The sequence below is a fragment of the Spirulina subsalsa FACHB-351 genome (assembly GCF_026130165.1).
Lineage (GTDB): Bacteria > Cyanobacteriota > Cyanobacteriia > Cyanobacteriales > Spirulinaceae > Spirulina_A > Spirulina_A subsalsa_A.
The window spans coordinates 1-17,882 of sequence record NZ_JAIHOM010000104.1 but is presented as its reverse complement, the minus strand read 5'-3'; the positions used below and the strand labels follow the sequence as shown (position 1 = coordinate 17,882).

At 48.3% G+C, this 17,882-nt stretch carries 18 protein-coding genes and 1 pseudogene; 13 read left to right on the top strand and 6 right to left on the bottom strand.

Annotated elements, in window-relative coordinates; all coding sequences use genetic code 11:
- The first annotated feature begins 251 nt into the window (after window positions 1-251).
- The 6 genes from K4A83_RS17440 to K4A83_RS17415 all read left to right on the top strand — a co-directional run bounded on the left by K4A83_RS17440 (window position 252) and on the right by K4A83_RS17415 (window position 4,674).
- Window positions 252-1,301 (top strand): tetratricopeptide repeat protein, encoded by a 1,050-nt coding sequence (locus K4A83_RS17440; RefSeq protein ID WP_265265928.1) that lies wholly within the window; start codon window positions 252-254, stop codon window positions 1,299-1,301.
- Between the two features lie 245 nt (window positions 1,302-1,546).
- Window positions 1,547-2,707, top strand: coding sequence for a septum site-determining protein MinC (gene minC / locus K4A83_RS17435; protein WP_265265927.1), 1,161 nt, complete (start codon window positions 1,547-1,549; stop codon window positions 2,705-2,707).
- Between the two features lie 75 nt (window positions 2,708-2,782).
- Window positions 2,783-3,580, top strand: a complete 798-nt coding sequence (gene minD, locus K4A83_RS17430) for a septum site-determining protein MinD (protein ID WP_265265926.1) — start codon at window positions 2,783-2,785, stop codon at window positions 3,578-3,580.
- Between the two features lie 46 nt (window positions 3,581-3,626).
- Window positions 3,627-4,103 carry a cell division topological specificity factor MinE gene (gene minE / locus K4A83_RS17425; protein WP_265265925.1) on the top strand — a complete coding sequence of 159 codons (477 nt, stop codon included), beginning with the start codon at window positions 3,627-3,629 and terminating at the stop codon, window positions 4,101-4,103.
- A 140-nt stretch (window positions 4,104-4,243) separates the two neighbouring features.
- On the top strand, window positions 4,244-4,519 hold the full coding sequence (locus K4A83_RS17420; protein WP_265265924.1) for a hypothetical protein: 276 nt from the start codon (window positions 4,244-4,246) through the stop codon (window positions 4,517-4,519).
- A complete protein-coding gene (locus K4A83_RS17415; protein ID WP_265265923.1) occupies window positions 4,516-4,674 on the top strand; it encodes a PIN domain-containing protein in 159 nt (52 codons plus the stop codon). Before K4A83_RS17420 ends, K4A83_RS17415 begins: the two co-directional genes overlap by 4 nt.
- Here K4A83_RS17415 and K4A83_RS17410 read toward each other — a convergent pair.
- The 4 genes from K4A83_RS17410 to rimI all read right to left on the bottom strand — a co-directional run bounded on the left by K4A83_RS17410 (window position 4,668) and on the right by rimI (window position 8,852).
- Entirely contained in the window at window positions 4,668-5,138 is a 471-nt protein-coding gene (locus tag K4A83_RS17410; RefSeq protein WP_265265922.1) for a type II toxin-antitoxin system VapC family toxin, read from the bottom strand. The two genes, K4A83_RS17415 and K4A83_RS17410, sit on opposite strands and share 7 nt — an antisense overlap.
- On the bottom strand, window positions 5,125-5,313 hold the full coding sequence (locus K4A83_RS17405; RefSeq protein WP_265265921.1) for a hypothetical protein: 189 nt from the start codon (window positions 5,311-5,313) through the stop codon (window positions 5,125-5,127). The genes K4A83_RS17410 and K4A83_RS17405 overlap by 14 nt, the downstream gene beginning before the upstream one ends.
- Window positions 5,314-5,596: 283 nt before the next feature.
- Window positions 5,597-8,065, bottom strand: coding sequence for an ATP-dependent Clp protease ATP-binding subunit (locus K4A83_RS17400; protein WP_265265920.1), 2,469 nt, complete (start codon window positions 8,063-8,065; stop codon window positions 5,597-5,599).
- 208 nt (window positions 8,066-8,273) lie between these two features.
- Complete coding sequence (rimI, locus tag K4A83_RS17395; protein ID WP_265265919.1) at window positions 8,274-8,852, bottom strand: ribosomal protein S18-alanine N-acetyltransferase; 579 nt, start codon at window positions 8,850-8,852, stop codon at window positions 8,274-8,276.
- Between the two features lie 226 nt (window positions 8,853-9,078).
- On the opposite strand from rimI, the gene K4A83_RS17390 reads away from it, so the two are divergent.
- Genes K4A83_RS17390 through pdxH form a run of 3 tightly spaced genes read left to right on the top strand, consistent with a single transcriptional unit; the run spans window position 9,079 to window position 11,268 of the window.
- Window positions 9,079-9,441 carry a DUF760 domain-containing protein gene (locus K4A83_RS17390; protein WP_407810082.1) on the top strand — a complete coding sequence of 121 codons (363 nt, stop codon included), beginning with the start codon at window positions 9,079-9,081 and terminating at the stop codon, window positions 9,439-9,441.
- A gap of 49 nt (window positions 9,442-9,490) precedes the next feature.
- The gene (gene mutY, locus K4A83_RS17385; RefSeq protein ID WP_407810086.1) at window positions 9,491-10,573 is read left to right on the top strand and encodes an A/G-specific adenine glycosylase; all 1,083 of its coding nucleotides are present in this window, start codon (window positions 9,491-9,493) and stop codon (window positions 10,571-10,573) included.
- A gap of 50 nt (window positions 10,574-10,623) precedes the next feature.
- Window positions 10,624-11,268 (top strand): pyridoxamine 5'-phosphate oxidase, encoded by a 645-nt coding sequence (pdxH, locus tag K4A83_RS17380; RefSeq protein WP_407810080.1) that lies wholly within the window; start codon window positions 10,624-10,626, stop codon window positions 11,266-11,268.
- Here pdxH and sufR read toward each other — a convergent pair.
- Window positions 11,265-11,918, bottom strand: a complete 654-nt coding sequence (sufR, locus tag K4A83_RS17375) for an iron-sulfur cluster biosynthesis transcriptional regulator SufR (RefSeq protein ID WP_407810079.1) — start codon at window positions 11,916-11,918, stop codon at window positions 11,265-11,267. The genes pdxH and sufR overlap by 4 nt on opposite strands.
- Window positions 11,919-12,194: 276 nt before the next feature.
- Here sufR and sufB point away from each other — a divergent pair, with 276 nt between their 5' ends.
- The 4 genes from sufB to K4A83_RS17355 all read left to right on the top strand — a co-directional run bounded on the left by sufB (window position 12,195) and on the right by K4A83_RS17355 (window position 17,568).
- Entirely contained in the window at window positions 12,195-13,637 is a 1,443-nt protein-coding gene (gene sufB, locus K4A83_RS17370; RefSeq protein WP_265265914.1) for a Fe-S cluster assembly protein SufB, read from the top strand.
- A 282-nt stretch (window positions 13,638-13,919) separates the two neighbouring features.
- Complete coding sequence (gene sufC, locus K4A83_RS17365) at window positions 13,920-14,711, top strand: Fe-S cluster assembly ATPase SufC (protein ID WP_265265913.1); 792 nt, start codon at window positions 13,920-13,922, stop codon at window positions 14,709-14,711.
- Complete coding sequence (sufD, locus tag K4A83_RS17360) at window positions 14,711-16,090, top strand: Fe-S cluster assembly protein SufD (RefSeq protein WP_265265912.1); 1,380 nt, start codon at window positions 14,711-14,713, stop codon at window positions 16,088-16,090. The genes sufC and sufD overlap by 1 nt, the downstream gene beginning before the upstream one ends.
- 215 nt (window positions 16,091-16,305) lie before the next feature.
- Window positions 16,306-17,568: a SufS family cysteine desulfurase gene (locus K4A83_RS17355; RefSeq protein ID WP_265265911.1), complete on the top strand. Its 1,263-nt coding sequence runs from the start codon at window positions 16,306-16,308 to the stop codon at window positions 17,566-17,568.
- Window positions 17,569-17,771: 203 nt separating this feature from the next.
- Here the strand turns inward: K4A83_RS17355 and K4A83_RS23495 are convergent.
- A pseudogene (locus K4A83_RS23495) lies at window positions 17,772-17,882 on the bottom strand (RNA-guided endonuclease InsQ/TnpB family protein); the annotation flags it as partial.

Genomic DNA, 17,882 nt, shown 5'->3' with positions numbered 1-17,882 from the left:
CCCATTATAACACACTTAATAAAACTGGCAAGGCTCATTAAGTGTTGACGCTTCGCGGGTTACATACTGTTTTTCTTTTCATCCCCGTCCTAAAGTATCGGGGCTTTCAAGAAAACATGATCGGTAATTCCGGTTTGTGCGATCGCTTCACCACCCCATCAATCTCCGTAGATCCTGCACTGGGGGGATGATGGCGGCATGGAAAAAGGTGGGTTAAACTCAGAAAACTGGTTCAGTTGAGATAGGTTTTTATGGTCAATCGCAAGTTAGTCGGGTTAATTTTGGCTGGGTCGTTGGTGTTTGCACCCCAGAGGGTGATGGCTCAGACAGTTGATCAGTTTTTGCGGTGGGGTGATGCAGCTTGGTCGGAGGGGCGATATAGGGAAGCAGAAAGGATGTTCCGCCGAGCCATCCAACAAGACCCGAATAATTCCCTGGTTCACCTCAATCTCGGTCGTGTCCTGCTGGCACAAGAGAAACCCGAAGAAGCGATCGCCTCCTTGCAACGGGGAATCGAACTCAACCCCGATAATCCTGATGCTCACTTCTATCTCGGTTTTGTCCTGCTCGAACAAGAGAAACCCAAAGAAGCGATCGCCGCCTTCCAACGAGCCATCGAACTCGATCCCAATCATCCTGATGCTCACTTCTATTTCAGTGCGGTTCTAATCGCCCAAGGGCAACCCGAAGAAGCGATCGCCTTCTATCAACAGGCTATCGAACTCAACCCCAATAGTGCGATGGCTCATTACCATCTCGGGAATGCCCTGTATTACCAAGGAGAAGTAGAAGCCGCGATCGCCTCCTACCAACAGGCCATCGAACTCGACCCCAATAGTGCGATGGCTCACTACAATCTCGGGAATGCCCTGCGTATCCAAGGGAAACCCGAAGAAGCGATCGCCTCCTACCAACGGGTCATTGAACTTGACCCTAATCATGGGCTGGTTCACCTCTATCTCGGCAACGTCCTGAGAGATCAAGGACAACGAGCAGAAGCGATCGCCGCCTTGCAACGGGGAATCGAACTCGACCCTAATCAGGCTTTTGCCCACTCCATTCTCGGTGATCTCCTGAGAGCGCAAGGCCAACTAGAAGACGCGATCGCCTCTTACCAACGGGTCGTCGAACTCAACCCCAATAGTGTCATTGCCCACCACGATCTCGGTCTTGCCCTGAGAGATCAAGGCCAACTAGAAGACGCGATCGCCGCCTTCCAACGAGCCATCGAACTCGATCCCGACTTCACCGCAGCCCAAACCAACCTCGAAGAAGCAGAACGCCTGCTTGTTACCCCGTAATCCGGCCTCCCCCTCCCGCCACTCCGTCAACCGGGGGACTGTCGGCACCCATTGTTGGGTTGCAACCTACAGGGGGGGTGTTGGGTTGCGCTGTCGCTTCACCCAACCTACGGGGATCAGGTTGGGGGGGTTTGAGGGAGGTTGCACGGATGCCACGAGTAAACAGCGTGGGTTTTGCGCAGGGGATCTATAATCGGAACATATAAAGCCGTTCTGAAGGACGGGGTTTGGGCCCTATTGTTTCGATGACTGATGAGGAGAAAGGAAAAAATATCATTTCTGATGGTCAGCTAGATGCTGAATTAGAAGAATTAGTCACCCTTCTAGAAGAGACTGGCATCCTAGAAGACTCAGAACCTATCCCGGATAGTTTATCTCCTCCTGAAAAGACCAACCTGGACTCAGAGTCCAGCCCTGCTGAGGAGATGGAAGCTCCCAATGAGGCGGAACAGGCCGAACCTGTAACCCCTCCCGAAGCAGGAGAACCCACCCTAGGGGCAATACTAGCCAAGGGGATAGAACCCCTAGTGGTGTCCGAGTCCGTGAAACCGCTCAAAAGAGCAACTTTGCCACCCGAAACAGCCCCCCCAGAATCCGATGGACCCGAAGAGAAAGGCACTAGGGGGATTGAGTTAGTAGATCCTCGGGAGCAAATTCGCTTAACTCGGGAGGGAGAGATTGTGAAGGTCATCCTCCCGAGTACCCAGGTGAGTCCTGTTAAGTTGGATTGGTCTGAGTTATGGGATCAACTGAAACACCGCTTAAATAGTAGTGAAAATTTCTGGCAGGCCGGGACAGATGTCCATTTGTTGGCAGGGGATCAACTCCTCGATCTGCGGCAGTTACAGGAAATTGCCCAGGCTTTGGGCAGTGCAAAACTGGAATTGCGCCGCGTGAGTACCAGTCGCCGTCAAACGGCTGTCGCGGCAGCAACAGCCGGGTATTCAGTGGAACAGGAAACGCCAACCCATCCCACTCCCGCGAGTCCCGTGGTGCAGGCCTCGGCGGAAAATTGGGCAGAACCGCTCTATCTCAAGTCTACTGTGCGTTCTGGGCTGGAAATCCAGCATCCGGGGACGGTGGTAGTGTTGGGAGATACCAACCCGGGGAGTACGATTGTCGCAGCAGGCGATATTCTAGTGCTAGGCCGTTTGCGGGGAATTGCCCATGCGGGCTCTCAAGGCAATCGGGCTTGTCATATTTTCGCCTTGCAAATGGAAGCGACTCAACTACGGATTGCCGAGGCGATCGCACGTCCTCCGGAAACTCCCCTAGATGAGTTCTATCCTGAAATCGCCTATATTACTCCCTCGGGCATTCGTTTAGCCCGGGCGGTTCATTTCTTTAAGACTCATACTTTTTCTTTCTCAGAAAATAGCTGGTTAGAAAAGGGAGACAATTCCTGAAAATGAACCCATCGGGATAGCCCTTGGCTTTTATTTGCTTAGGAATCACCAATTACCTAGAGAATTACCTAGAGAATGAGTCGCATTATTGTTATTACCTCCGGCAAGGGAGGGGTAGGGAAAAGCACGATTACAGCTAACTTAGGGACAGCCATTGCCAAACGGGGTCATACGGTGGCCTTAGTAGATGCGGATTTTGGGCTGCGAAACCTTGACCTCTTGCTGGGTTTAGAAAATCGTGTAGTCTATACAGCCGTAGAGGCGATCGCTGGCCACTGTCGTTTAGAACAAGCTTTAGTCAAAGATAAACGTCAGCCCGGTTTAGTTCTACTCCCGGCCGCCCAAAACCGCACCAAGGAAGCCGTCACCCCCGATCAAATGAGAACCCTCCTCTATGCCCTCAGCAAGGCGTTTGAATTCATTTTGGTTGATTCACCCGCCGGGATTGAAATGGGCTTTCGTAACGCCATTTCTGCGGCACAGGAGGCGATTGTAGTCACCACTCCAGAGGTGGCCGCCGTGCGAGATGCAGATCGGGTGATTGGCTTACTCGAAGCCAACGACATCCGCAAAATTAACCTGATTGTCAACCGCATCAAGCCCCAGATGGTACAAAGTAACGACATGATGAGCGTTGATGATGTGTTAGAAATTCTGGCGATTCCCCTCATTGGCATCATTCCCGACGATGAGCAGATTATTGTCTCTAGCAACAAGGGAGAACCTATACTCTTGGACAAAGCAAACACCCTGCCGGGGATTGCTTTCCAGAATATCGCCCGACGCATTGACGGCGAACGAGTTCCTTTTTTAGACCTCATGGCCGCCCAAGAAAACATTTTTTCTCGGATTCGTCGTTTCTTCCGAGGCTAATTTTGGCTTCTGTAATCCTGTGTGTACTACTCAACCCAACTCGGCTATGCTTTACAAATTTTTTAGCAAACTCCTGAACTGGCGGGGCGATGTCAACAGTCGGACGGCAGCGAAACAGCGTCTAAAATTAGTGATTGCCCATGATCGGGCTGATCTGAGTCGTGAAACGGTGGAGGCAATGCGGAAGGAAATTCTGGAAGTGGTGGCTCGTTATGTGGAAATTGAAACGGGAGAGTCAGAGTTTTCCCTACAAAGTGACCATCGCATGACCTCCTTGATTGCTAATTTACCAATTCGCCGGGTGCGCAATGTTAAGTTAGAATCAGCCCCCACAGAGTCGCCCCCAGTGTCACCTGTTGCTCCCCCCCCGTCGGAGTTGGAGGAAAAAGATAGTCAGGCGAAGTCGGAAGAAACGGCGGCATCCCCTGCGGAGTCTAGCCCGCCAGAAGTAGATGAGGCAACCTTACCCCCTAGTGATCCTCTGGGGGAATTGGAGGAGCGCCCAAATTTAACACCGGATTAAACGCCGACATTGAAGGAATTACTTTGCTTTCATCTATAGCGAACCTATCTGAGTCGTGCTAAAAAGGTTCGCCTGCAATTCAACTAGGACAATAGCCCACAGTTCACGTCTCATTAGGACTAGCTATAGAATTAATCTCAATGACAACAACTTCATTTGATCCTCAGCGTTCTGTTGCTAGTTTAACTCTAGGGGAATTAGAAGCCTTTGTGAGACAAACGATACAGAACACTGAAACGTCTCAACGTAATTCTCTGATTCCTCCAGAGACTAACCTAGACTCATCTTTTGACCAATCTGCTCAACCTTTCTGGCAAATTGTAACAGAATCTGTGGCGGAAGTCCCTGATGAAGTTTGGGAAACACTTCCTGAAGATGCCTCTGAACAGATTGATCATTACCTTTATCATTCATGAAACCTGTTTTTGCTGATACGGGATTCTGGATTGCCCTTTTACATCCTAAAGATCGTTGGCATAAGACCGCTATTATTGTTTATCAGGAAATACAAAAACAGCAGCGCAAAGTAGTTACAAGTGAAATGATTTTGATCATATTTTATCCTTATTGATTCAGAATATTGATGATTTGTGAAGCTGTTAAAGGCTTAATATTAGGGATTCCTTGGAAATGAATAATGTTGTAAGTTGCAAAATAATCAATTTGGGATTCCAAAATTGCAGCAGCTAAACGAATATCGAAAATTTTAGCAGAGGTAACATTGCTATTAACAGCTAGTTTCAAAACTTTATCTAAAGTTGAATTAACTGGATAAATAATTTCAAAATTACCTCCTAAATAAACATCTCGAATTAAGTCATTAGTTTGTTGAGGTGTTAAAGGTTTCCCTTTCATTGCCACAGAATTAGTTAAAATTCGATACAGTTCAATGATATTTTGTTCTGCTAAAACACCTTGAATGTGATTTGCAAATACTAATTTTAAGAGTTTGGCTGAATCTTGATGATTAATTGCTGATTGATCATGGGCGTAAATCAAAACATTAGTATCAAAAAAAACTCTATTCGTGTTCATAAATTTTATCTCGGCTTAGATATTCGTCTTTAACTCCTAGTTGAAAAGTGGGAAAAGGGTATTTTTTATTCTCAGAAATTTGGTTAATTGAAATATCCACTTCATCACCATCTTTGAGAATCTCTGGTAAATTTTCTAACAGAATAATAGTTTTTCCTTTGATGTAACCTTTCATAGTTTTATCTCCTTAATAAAGTTTCTTGACTGTGTTTTGCTATCAAAATAGTTATATAGCAATCCCAAGTCATTTGTAAGATAGACCAAGGCAGAATAACTACGAGAAATACTTCCGGCTATAACTCCTCTCATAAATCATCTAGGATTGCTATATGCCTACTTTATTAACGACCTCTCGGGCAATTGCATCTTTGCCAAATCCGCTATAAGCTACTAGGAGAGAATAAGGAGTGAGCCATTAGACTCACTCCTTTTTTTAACCACTCAAACAGCAAAGAACCTTAGTTCTTCTCTAACAGGATCTTAGGCTGTTCACCGGCCCGGACAATGACTTTATTTTCTTCGTCAATGTCCACGCTGGCGGTGTCTCCATCGCCCAAACGACCGGAGAGAATTTCCTCAGCGAGAACGTCTTCTAAGAGTCGCATAATGGCACGACGTAAGGGACGGGCTCCGTAACTGGGGTTGTATCCTTCCTCAACGAGACGGTCTTTGAATTTCTCGGTGACATCTAAGGAAATACCTTGTTCTGTCAAACGATTGAACACTTCTTTGAGCAGAAGATCGGCGATTTCCTTAACTTCGTCTTTGGACAGTTGACGGAAGACGATGATTTCATCAAGACGGTTGAGGAATTCAGGCCGGAAGTATTGTTTTAACTCTTCGTTGACGAGGGAACGAATGCGGTTATATTGGGCTTCGGTCTTGTCGTCGCTGAACTCGAATCCGAGGCCGCCGCCTCCTTTTTCAATCACTTTTGACCCGATGTTAGAGGTCATGATTAAAAGGGTGTTTTTAAAGTCTACTGTGCGTCCTTTGGCATCGGTCAGACGACCGTCTTCTAGGATTTGCAACAGCATATTGAAAACGTCGGGGTGGGCTTTTTCAATTTCGTCGAAGAGGACGACGGTGTAAGGACGACGACGGACGGCTTCGGTGAGTTGCCCGCCTTCGTTGTAGCCGACGTAGCCGGGAGGGGAACCGATTAACTTGGAAACGGTGTGTCGTTCCATGTATTCGGACATATCCAGGCGAATCATGGCATCTTCGGACCCGAAGAAGTAGGCGGCTAGGGATTTGGTTAACTCAGTTTTACCGACCCCGGTGGGACCGGAGAAGATGAAACTGGCGATGGGTCGGTTGGGGTTCTTGAGGCCAACACGGGCGCGACGGATGGCACGGGAGACGGCTTTGACGGCATCTTCTTGCCCAATTAGGCGTTGATGCAGGGTGTCTTCCATGTGTAGGAGTTTTTCGGACTCGGTTTCGGTGAGTTTGTTCACCGGAACTCCTGTCCAGGAGGCGACGATGTGGGCGATTTCCTCGGAGTCCACCATGGGGCCTTCTTCGCCTTTGTCGTCTTCGCCTTTTTTGGCGGCGGCGATCGCACGAATTTCGGCTTTGATTTCCATTTCGCGATCGCGCAGTTCCCCGGCCTTATCAAAGTCTTGGGCGCGCACTGCATCATCTTTTTGCTTGAGAATCTGGCGCAGTTGTTTGTCCAATTCCTTGGCCGCTGGGGGCAGTTGGGAGTTCATCAAGCGCACCCGGGATCCGGCTTCGTCGATTAAGTCAATAGCTTTGTCGGGCAGGTAGCGATCGCTAATATACCGATCCGATAGCTTGGCGGCTGCTTCTAGTGCCTCATCCAAGATTTTCAGTTTGTGGTGTTGTTCGTAACGTTCGCGCAACCCAAACAGAATCTCAATGGTTTCATCTACCGTTGGTTCTCCCACCATCACAGGCTGGAAACGGCGTTCTAGGGCGGCATCCCGTTCAATGTGCTTGCGGTACTCATCCAAGGTTGTAGCCCCGATGCACTGGAGTTCACCCCGTGCTAAGGCTGGTTTGAGGATGTTGGCCGCATCAATGGCCCCTTCGGCCGCTCCGGCTCCAATCAGGGTATGAACTTCGTCAATCACTAAGATCACATTTCCGGCCGAGCGAATCTCGTCCATGATCTTCTTGAGACGTTCTTCAAATTCCCCCCGATATTTAGTCCCAGCCACTAATAAACCAATATCCAACGTAACAACCCGCTTATCTTCCAGGATATCGGGAACATCGGCGTTGGCGATGCGTTGGGCTAGACCTTCGGCGATCGCGGTTTTCCCCACCCCCGACTCCCCAATCAGCACCGGGTTGTTTTTGGTCCGTCGTCCGAGGATTTGGATCACCCGTTCAATTTCCTTCACCCGTCCTACCACTGGGTCTAATTTGCCCTCCCCAGCCATCACGGTGAGGTTTGAGCCGAATTCGTCCAGGGTGGGGGTTTTGGTGCGGCCTTGGGTGCCACCTCCGGCGGAAACTTCGGCCGTTTCCCCTAACATCCGAATCACTTGGGTTCTGACTTTCGAGAGATCAACCCCCAAGTTTTCTAACACCCGGGCAGCCACACCCTCACCCTCGCGGATTAAGCCGAGGAGGAGGTGTTCTGTCCCGATGTAGTTATGTCCGAGTTGGCGCGCTTCTTCGAGAGATAACTCTAGAACCCGCTTGGCTCGGGGGGTAAAGGGAATTTCTACTGCGACGAAGCCAGAACCGCGTCCGATGATTTTTTCGACTTCGATTCTGGCATCTTTGAGATTCACGCCCATGGATTTCAGGACTTTAGCCGCTACGCCGGTCCCTTCGCCGATTAGGCCCAGAAGGATTTGCTCGGTGCCAACAAAATTGTGGCCTAAGCGTCTAGCTTCCTCCTGAGCGAGCATGATCACCTTAATGGCTTTTTCTGTGAAGCGTTCAAACATGACCTATTTCATCACCTGTTGCTTGCCCGTTGTGTTGCTCATTCTAGCATAGGCTAATTTATCCCTGTAGAAATCCACAGGGATTCAGCTTCCTTTCCCGCCATCGGGGGCTTGATTTAAAAGCCTGTAGCGTTGATGGGAGATAGGGTTGAACGATTCAGTTAGCGGGGATAATTGACCGAAAAAGGCGCGTTATTCCCGGTCATGGCTAAGGATTTTTGGGCGATCGCACCTCCCGAATGGTTTCGCTCCAATGCCAGTGATACTCCTTCAGACGGGCGGCCGCTTCTGCTTGCCACTGGGCTACTTCTTGGGCAAAGGATGGGTATTGCAGCCCACTCCGCCACAAAATCAAAGCATCCTCGGCTGGATTCTGGTAGTATTTCGGGCGACTTCCGGCGACTTTAAAGCCGAATTTTTCATACAGACCTAGGGCGACGGCATTGGAAGTCCTCACTTCCAAGGTAGCTCGTTCTAACCCTCGTTGACCTGCCCGTGCTAACAGAGCAGACAGCAAGAGTTTGCCGAGGCCTTGACCGTGATAGTTAGGATGAACTGCCAAAATCGTAATATGCGCTTCTTCTAAAATGGCCCAAAAACAACCCACTCCCAGCAAGTGAGACTGTCCCGGAATGCTCAAAACCAGCAACTCACTGTTTGGACTGTCTAATTCTCGCCGATAGCCCTCCATCGTCCATAAACCACCGAGACACAGACGGTCTAACTCAACTACCGCGTCGAGTTGTTCAACGGTGAGGGGCTTTAACTGAAGTTGGAAAAAAGTCACAGCCTTTTAGTTTACACTCAAAGCGAAACGGGTACTATAAAAATATAGGACAATTAAATGATTCCTTCAGACCCCTAACAGGGTGTCATCCCCAGAAAGCCGAAACGTGAAGATCGGTAAAGCGATGTGTCATAAGAGGCTACAATTGTTACATTAGTTTGCAAGGAGTCCCCCGGTGGTGTAATAGCTTCACATCAGTGGAAAAGCAAGCTGTTCACAGCAAACCATGCTAGGAGGTAAAACCGTGAATTACGAGAGTAACCGGAGTCAAGATTTTATGGGTAATGATCATGAGGGTGGGAATCAACTGTGGCAATATGTCCAAAATCTAAGTCCTGAAACCATTGCCCAACTCTCTCGGCCGCAATCGTCTGAGGTGTTCAGTGTGATGGAACGCAATATTATTGGTTTATTGGGAACTCTCCCGTCGGAGCATTTTGATGTCACTATTAGCACCAGTCGCGAACATTTAGGGCGCTTGTTGGCCTCGGCCATTATGAGCGGTTATTTTTTGCGCAATGCCGAGCAACGGATGAACTTTGAAAACGCGATTCAAGGCGTTGAAAGTGGGGCAAAAGACGCAGAGTAGATCACACCGGACTGTTCCCCAACAAGCCAGTCGATTCTCTGATCCGGCGATCGCAGAATTGCGGCGCTCCCTCCTCACTTGGTATCAACACCAAGGGCGGGATCTACCCTGGCGGGGAGAGTCTGATCCCTATAAAATTTGGGTTTCAGAAATCATGCTGCAACAAACCCAAGTTAAAACCGTTATCCCCTATTATCAGCGTTGGTTCAAGAAATTTCCCACCTTAGAGGAGTTGGCCCGGGCGGATCAACAAGAAGTTCTGAAGGTGTGGGAAGGATTAGGGTACTATGCCCGAGGGCGCAATCTCCACAAAGCCGCCCAGAAGATTGTAAAAGATTATGGGGGAATTTTTCCCCAAACCCTAGAGCAGGTGTTAAAGTTGCCGGGGATTGGTCGCACCACGGCCGGCGGAATCCTCAGTGCGGCTTTTAATCAGCCCGTTTCGATTCTAGATGGTAACGTGAAACGAGTCTTGGCCCGTCTCACAGCGCTGTTAGTGCCTCCCAATCAAGCTCTATCCCAATTGTGGCAATGGTCCGATCAACTACTAGATTCTGAGCATCCCCAGGACTTCAATCAAGCCATTATGGACTTAGGGGCAACCCTTTGTACTCCCAAAAATCCCGCTTGTTTACTCTGTCCTTGGCAAAAACACTGTCAATCCTATCTTGAAGGTCTGCAAAATCAATTACCCATGCGAGAAATGACTTCCCCTTTACCCCATAAAAATATTGGCGTTGCTGTGATTTGGAACGAACAGGGACGGATTTTAATTGATCGGCGTTTGGAAGGTGGACTTCTGGGCGGACTGTGGGAATTTCCGGGAGGAAAACTGGAAGCCGGAGAAAGTTATGAGGACTGTATCCGGCGGGAAATTCAGGAAGAATTGGGGATTGAGGTGGAAGTCGGCGATCGCCTCATCACCGTCAATCACGCCTACAGCCATTTTCGCATCACCCTGAATGTCTACCATTGTCGCTATCTCGGCGGTGAACCTCAAGCCATTGAATGTCAAGAAATTCGCTGGGTGACACTCGATGAAATTGATCAATTTCCCTTCCCCAAGGCCAACAGTCAAATTATTGCCGCCCTCCGGGATCAAAACTATCCTAGGGCGAGTAATCAAGGGTGACGACTCTATTAAAATCAAGTGCTAACTCTCACTCTTTATTTTTAGGTTTTTTGATGAACTTATCCATTGCAGATTTACGCCAAAACTACACCCAAGGGGGGTTGACAGAACAGGAATCTCATGAAGACCCCTGCCAACAATTTAGACTGTGGTTAGAGCAGGCGATCGCGGCCCAACTGCCCGAACCCAACGCCATGACCCTAGCCACCGCCAGCCCCGAGGGTCAACCCTTTGCCCGCATGGTATTATTAAAAGCCCTAGATGACCAAGGCTTTGTCTTTTTCACCAACTACACCAGCTACAAAGGGCAACAACTGAGCCACAACCCCCAGGCCGCCCTTGTCTTTTGGTGGGCCCAATTAGAGCGACAGGTGCGCATAGAGGGGCGAGTGGAAACCGTTTCCCCCGAAGAATCCGATCAATATTTTTGGAGTCGTCCCCTGAACTCTCAACTCGGGGCCTGGGCTTCCGAACAAAGTCAGGTCATTCCCCATCGAGACATCTTAGAACAGCGTTTAGAAGCCCTCCAACAGCAATATCAAGAGCAAATCATTCCCCGCCCCCCCCACTGGGGAGGATATCGTCTCATCCCCCACACCATCGAATTCTGGCAAGGTCGCCCCAGTCGTCTCCATGACCGTCTCCGTTACCGTCTCGAAGGGGGGGAATGGCGGCGAGAGCGTCTAGCGCCTTAATCAATTTTCAATGATTTCACCAAATACCCACAACCATGCTCCCCGTCATTGAGCCAGTGGGTGCGTTCAATGGTGCAGTCCGGTAAAACCGCCCCAAACATTTCCAACTCGTGACCGCAGACCGTCGGGAAAGACTCCGCCACCTCAGAAATGGCACAATGATGTTCTGCCAGAATATACCCCGTTTCCTGCCCCGCTTCCTCCAGAATGTGCAACTCCGCCATATAGCCCTCTTCTTGGCGCAATTTCACCAGTTTTTCCAGGCGCTCCCGTAAAGATCCCGAGCCAATGCGATCGCGGTATTCCTCCGCCTTCCGTTCCCACTGCTTCCGTAACACCACCCCCACCTGCTCTTCCCCCACCGTCTCTAACAACGTATCGAGAAACGAAACCGTAAACTCCCCGTAGCGATGGGGAAACTGTTCCTTCCCGCGACGACTCAAAAAATACTTATGTTGAGGCCGTCCCATCCCCACCTGAATCAATTCGTGTTGGATTAACTCCGCCCCCTCCAAATCCTTCAAATGGCGGCGCGTCGCTTGGGGACTAATATCTAGGGCATCCGCTAACTCTTGGGCCGTAGCGTGACCCTGTTTGAGGAGATAGTGCAGAATATCCTGTTTTGTAGAGGCTTGCTGAGTGGTGGTCATGATTATATGGTTGACTGAGCGTGATGGACTACAAAAAATCTTTCTAAAGAACTTTGACAACATCTTTGTTGTTAATGTAGCCTAAAGATAGTTAAACAACCAAGGTGTTGTTTAAATCTTTCACCTCTATACTAGACCAAAGGCGAGAGCGAGATACCCCCCAAGGGGATTTACTCCCACCCTATAGAGAACACGCTAAACTGAGCCGCTTTAACCGGAGTCACCGTAAATTCTAATCGCTGTAAATTCAATCACTGAGAGAATACCAAAAGCCCAATGACTGCTACATCTGTTAAAACCCTAGTCAACCAACCCTACAAATACGGTTTCATCACCGACATTGAGACTGACACCATCCCACGGGGGCTGAGTGAAGAAGTAGTGCGTCTCATCTCCGCCAAGAAAAACGAGCCGGAATTCATGCTGGAGTTTCGTCTGAGAGCTTATCGGCAATGGTTGAAGATGAGCGAACCCACTTGGGCGCACGTTGGTTATCCTCCCATTGATTATCAAAATATTATCTACTACTCTGCCCCAAAAACCAAAGGGGAAAAATTAAAAACCCTCGATGAAGTAGATCCCGCCCTCCTCGAAACCTTCGAGAAACTCGGGATTCCCCTATCTGAACAGAAGCGCCTGAGCAATGTCGCCGTCGATGCCATCTTTGATAGTGTCTCCATTGCCACCACCTTCAAAGAAAAACTCGCAGAAGCGGGCGTTATTTTCTGTTCTATTTCCGAAGCCATCCATGAGCATCCCGAGTTAGTTAAAAAATACCTAGGCTCAGTAGTTCCCGTGGGCGATAACTACTTTGCCGCCCTCAACTCCGCCGTGTTTAGTGATGGTTCCTTTGTGTATATTCCCAAAGGAGTCACCTGTCCCATGGAACTGTCTACCTATTTCCGCATTAATAACGGAGATACAGGGCAATTTGAACGAACCTTAATTGTGGCCGAAGAAGGGGCTTCTGTGAGCTATTTAGAAGGCTGCACCGCCCCAATGTATGACAGCAATCAACTCCATGCCGCGATTGTGGAATTGGTGGCCTTAGATAACGCCAATATTAAATATTCTACCGTTCAAAACTGGTACGCTGGAGACGAAAACGGCAAGGGCGGAATTTATAATTTCGTCACCAAACGGGGACTCTGTAAAGGGGTTAATTCTAAGATTTCTTGGACTCAAGTTGAAACCGGTTCCGCGATTACTTGGAAATACCCCAGTTGTGTGTTAGTGGGGGATAATTCCGTAGGTGAATTTTATTCCATTGCCCTGACCAACAACAAGCAACAAGCGGACACCGGAACAAAAATGGTGCATATTGGCAAAAACACCCGTAGCACGATTATTTCTAAAGGAATTTCCGCCGGAAACTCGAAAAATAGCTATCGAGGTTTGGTGAAAATGGGACCTAAAGCCGTAGGCGCACGGAATTATTCTCAGTGTGATTCCATGTTAATTGGGGACTGTGCAGAAGCTAATACGTTCCCTTATATCCAAGTGGAACACAATTCCGCTAAAGTGGAACATGAAGCCTCGACTTCTAAAATTGGGGAAGACCAATTATTCTATTTTGCCCAACGGGGAATTAGCGCCGAAGATGCCATTTCGATGTTGATTAGTGGTTTCTGTAAAGATGTGTTTAATCAATTGCCCATGGAATTCGCCGCAGAAGCGGATAAATTGTTGAGTCTCAAGTTAGAAGGAACCGTGGGTTAATTTTGCAAAATTAGAGCGGTTTAACTCTAATTTGTGGGTCCCAGTCTTGCCCGATTTATCCTTGATAAATAGCTTGACAAAATGTTTTAAACGTGCTGTAAAGCGTTCGCTATTCCAGAACATTGGCGGGGGAGAAAATGGGCTGTTGCAGTCTTCTCTCCCAGATAGTCTGGAAATTGCTATTTCGCCTTGTTTGGGCAAAGTTTGACAGCAATTTAGTCACCCTTGATCAAAACCACCTAAACGACAGCAAAAAATCTCTTATTTTCATCCCATACCATCATGATTCAAGAAAATAGCCCAGTTATTTTATCCGTCAAAAACTTGACGGCTAGTGTAGACGGAACTCCTATTTTAAAAGGGGTTAATTTTGAAGTGAAAGCGGGGGAAATTCACGCCATTATGGGGCGGAATGGTTCGGGCAAAAGTACCTTTTCTAAGGTCTTAGCGGGACACCCTGACTATGAAGTTACCGGGGGAGAAATTATTTTTCAAGGGGAAAATATTCTCGACCTTGAACCGGAAGAAAGGGCTTTACGCGGGGTGTTTTTAGCTTTCCAATATCCTTTAGAAATTCCGGGGGTGAGTAATTTAGATTTCCTGCGGGTAGCCTATAACACCCGTCGGAAATATTTGGGACTCGAAGAGTTAGATATGTTTGACTTTGAGGATTTGATTGAAGAGAAACTGGATGTGGTGAAAATGGATGCCAGTTTCTTGAGTCGCAGTCTCAATGAGGGCTTTTCCGGGGGAGAGAAAAAACGCAACGAAATCCTGCAAATGGCCTTGCTGGAACATAAACTAGCGATTTTAGATGAGACGGATTCCGGTTTAGATATTGACGCGCTGAAGATTGTAGCGAACGGTGTGAATCAACTGGCTACCCCAGAGAATGCTACAGTTATGATTACGCACTATCAACGCCTGTTGAACTACGTCGAACCGGATTATGTTCATGTGATGCACGCGGGGCAAATTGTCACGAGTGGCGGTAAGGAGTTAGCGTTAGAGTTAGAGTCTCGGGGTTATGACTTCTTAGACGAAGAGGCAGCAGTTGCGGGGGTAGGCGGTTAATGTCTGTTCAATTATCTCCCAGTCCGACTGTTTCAGTCAGTGAAGCTATGACGCACGATGAGTATTTAGGCGCTTTGTTAAAACAAAGTGAAGGTCAACAAATCCGGATTCATGCGGAAATTGTAGGTTGGTTGCAGGAATTGCGCCAGAGGGCGGCCTATGATGCGGCACGGCAACGAATGCCGACGCGGCAAGATGAGGAGTGGCGATTTACGGATTTGTCGGAGTTGTTGGCGACTCAGTTTGTGAAGGCCCAGACGGTGGTTCCTCGACAAAGTGCGATCGCACCCCTTACCCTAAAAGAAGCCTCCCAGAGTCGTCTGGTATTTGTGAATGGGGTATATTCCCCGGAGTATTCCGATGTTTCGGCTTTGCCAGACGGGGTTTTTGTAGGCAATTTAGCCCAATTGCCCCTAGAAGATACCTATGAGGCCATTAAGTATATTGCCCATCACGACGGGGAACAAGAGGTATTTACAGCCCTCAATAGTACAGGGTTTCCCGATGTGGCGGTGATTTGGGCGAAAAAGAATGTCATTGTAGAAACGCCCATTCATTTGCTGTTTGTCACCAGTGTAGAAGAACATCCCACCTTCTGCTTGCCACGGGGTTTAATTGTGGCCGAAAAAGGGGCGAGTTTGACGGTATTAGAGCAGTATAGCGTCACGGCCGAGGATTGTAGCGATCGCCCCACCCAGCACCCCTACTTCACCAACAGCGTGATGGAGGTATTTGTAGAAGAAAATGCCCGGGTGAATCATACCCTCCTGCAACGAGAATCTGGGGATGCCTTCCATATCTGTAAAACCGCCGTTGCTCAAAGTCGCAACAGTCATTACACCTGTAACACCTTACATCTAGGGGCGAAACTCTCTCGCCATAACTTAGATGTTTGGCAAAAAGGAGAACACACGGAAACCTATTTAAACGGGTTAACCTTAATTGGGCGAGAGCAGATTTCTGACACTCATAGCGGGGTTTGGTTAAACTATCCTCACGGCACCACCAATCACCTCCATAAGTGCATTGTAGACCACAAAGCTCATGCTATTTTTAGCGGCAAGGTAACGGTTCCCCAAAAGGCACAAGAAACCAATGCCGCCCAACTCAATCGCAATTTATTATTGTCTCCGAAAGCGCGAATTGACACCAAACCCCAGTTACAAATCACAGCCGATAATGTGAAATGTACTCACGGCGCAACGATTAGTCAAATTGATGCCGATGAGCTATTTTATCTGCAAAGTCGGGGCATTAATGCCGACAGTGCGCGGAATTTACTCCTGGATGCGTTTGCGGCAGAAATTTTAGATCGTTTGCCCTTACCTTCCTTGCAGAAAATGGTTGCTCAATGTGTTTCTTGTCGTACTTATGAGTAGTCAATAGGTCTGTTGTTGGGCTTTAGCCCCATCAAGTAGGGGCTAAAGTTCAGTATTAATACATCTCAACACACTAAAGCTTTACTCAATCTTCCCAGAACCTTAAAAGTTATTTCTAATCTCGAACGCACAGCAGGTTCTAACCCTCGTATAATGTTTGATTAACGGAATTGTCAATTCAAATAATTTAGTTAAACAAGATTTTTAAACTCATTATGACCTTCTTAAAAGAACAAACCTTAGCTGAAGAAATTCGGGCAGATTTCCCCCTGTTGGACCAACGAATCCACGATAAAGCCCTAATCTATTTTGACAGTGCGGCTACCTCCCAAAAACCCTTAGCGGTGCTGAGTAAATTAGAGGAATACTATCGGGGGTATAATGCCAATGTCCACCGGGGGGCGCATACCTTAAGCACCTTGGCGACAGAGAATTATGAGGGGACAAGGGATAAAATTGCCCAGTTTATTAAAGCAGGCGATCGCAACGAAATCGTTTATACCCGCAATGCCACAGAGGCCATTAACTTGGTCGCTTACAGTTGGGGACTCAATACCCTAAAAGCGGGGGATGAGATTATCCTCTCGGTGATGGAACACCACAGTAATTTAGTCCCTTGGCAAATTATCGCCCAAAAAACTGGGGCGGTGATTAAACATATTGGTTTAACCCCCACACAAGAACTCGATTTAGACCACTTTAAAACCCTACTTTCTGAGAGAACAAAACTGGTTTCTGTGGTTCATGTTTCCAACACTTTGGGCTGTATTAATCCCATTGGGGAAATTGTGCAACAAGCCCATCAAGTGGGCGCAAAAGTATTAATTGATGCCTGCCAAAGTGTTCCCCATTTACCCCTGGATGTCCAGGCCATTGGCTGTGATTGGTTAGTGGCATCCGGACATAAAATGTGCGCCCCGACGGGGATTGGTTTCCTCTATGGCAAATTAGAACTTTTAGAAGCCATGCCGCCTTTTTTGGGGGGTGGGGAGATGATTCAGGATGTATTTTTAGATCATTGTACCTACGCGGGATTGCCTCACAAATTTGAGGCAGGGACTCCGGCCATTGGGGAGGCGATCGCACTAGGGGCCGCCATTGACTACTTAACCCAGATCGGGATGGAACGCATCCACGCCTACGAAGAGGACTTAACCGCCCATTTATTCGCCAAATTAGCCGAAATTCCCGATCTACAAACCTATGGCCCTCAACCCACCCCCGAGGGCAAAGGACGGGCCTCCTTAGCAGCCTTTAACGTGGCCGGATTGAACGCTAGCGACCTCTCCACCCTATTAGATCATGAGGGAGTAGCTATCCGTTCAGGCCACCACTGCACCCAGCCCTTACATCGCCTCCTAGGGGTCACAGGGAGCGCCCGGGCGAGTCTCTATTTCTACAATACCCACGCTGAGATTGACCGTTTTATTGTGGCATTGCACGAAACTATCGACTTTTTCCGTAGCACTTTAGATTAAGGGGGTTTCTGTCCACAAGCAATAGAACCCGCATATTGGGGATTAATTAAATTTGGTTGAGCTTCTTCTGTCCAAACTTTGAGGGGATCCGGTAAATGGGTGTCGTGGAATGCAACCCAGCCCCCGGGTTTTAGGAAAGGCTCAACTAATGCCCATTCCCGCGAAACAGTTAGATAATCATGACTGCTTTGACACTCCTCGGCCTAAAGGCACGAGGATTCTTGGTTCACAGACTCGCCATAACCTAGCAGGATTGCTCCAACCAGGCTAGAGGGCAAATCTCCCCAAGCTTTAGATCCGGTATGCCCTACCGT

Excerpts from the sequence above, each read along its gene's own strand:
- minC (WP_265265927.1), top strand. The coding sequence starts at position 1,547 with ATGACTGATGAGGAGAAAGGAAAAAATATCATTTCTGATGGTCAGCTA.
- K4A83_RS17405 (WP_265265921.1), bottom strand. The coding sequence starts at position 5,313 with ATGAAAGGTTACATCAAAGGAAAAACTATTATTCTGTTAGAAAATTTA.
- K4A83_RS17440 (WP_265265928.1), top strand. The coding sequence starts at position 252 with ATGGTCAATCGCAAGTTAGTCGGGTTAATTTTGGCTGGGTCGTTGGTG.
- K4A83_RS17355 (WP_265265911.1), top strand. The coding sequence starts at position 16,306 with ATGACCTTCTTAAAAGAACAAACCTTAGCTGAAGAAATTCGGGCAGAT.
- K4A83_RS17410 (WP_265265922.1), bottom strand. The coding sequence starts at position 5,138 with ATGAACACGAATAGAGTTTTTTTTGATACTAATGTTTTGATTTACGCC.
- sufR (WP_407810079.1), bottom strand. The coding sequence starts at position 11,918 with ATGACCACCACTCAGCAAGCCTCTACAAAACAGGATATTCTGCACTAT.
- K4A83_RS17400 (WP_265265920.1), bottom strand. The coding sequence starts at position 8,065 with ATGTTTGAACGCTTCACAGAAAAAGCCATTAAGGTGATCATGCTCGCT.
- K4A83_RS17415 (WP_265265923.1), top strand. The coding sequence starts at position 4,516 with ATGAAACCTGTTTTTGCTGATACGGGATTCTGGATTGCCCTTTTACAT.
- K4A83_RS17390 (WP_407810082.1), top strand. The coding sequence starts at position 9,079 with ATGCTAGGAGGTAAAACCGTGAATTACGAGAGTAACCGGAGTCAAGAT.
- minE (WP_265265925.1), top strand. The coding sequence starts at position 3,627 with ATGCTTTACAAATTTTTTAGCAAACTCCTGAACTGGCGGGGCGATGTC.
- sufB (WP_265265914.1), top strand. The coding sequence starts at position 12,195 with ATGACTGCTACATCTGTTAAAACCCTAGTCAACCAACCCTACAAATAC.
- sufC (WP_265265913.1), top strand. The coding sequence starts at position 13,920 with ATGATTCAAGAAAATAGCCCAGTTATTTTATCCGTCAAAAACTTGACG.
- K4A83_RS17420 (WP_265265924.1), top strand. The coding sequence starts at position 4,244 with ATGACAACAACTTCATTTGATCCTCAGCGTTCTGTTGCTAGTTTAACT.
- sufD (WP_265265912.1), top strand. The coding sequence starts at position 14,711 with ATGTCTGTTCAATTATCTCCCAGTCCGACTGTTTCAGTCAGTGAAGCT.
- minD (WP_265265926.1), top strand. The coding sequence starts at position 2,783 with ATGAGTCGCATTATTGTTATTACCTCCGGCAAGGGAGGGGTAGGGAAA.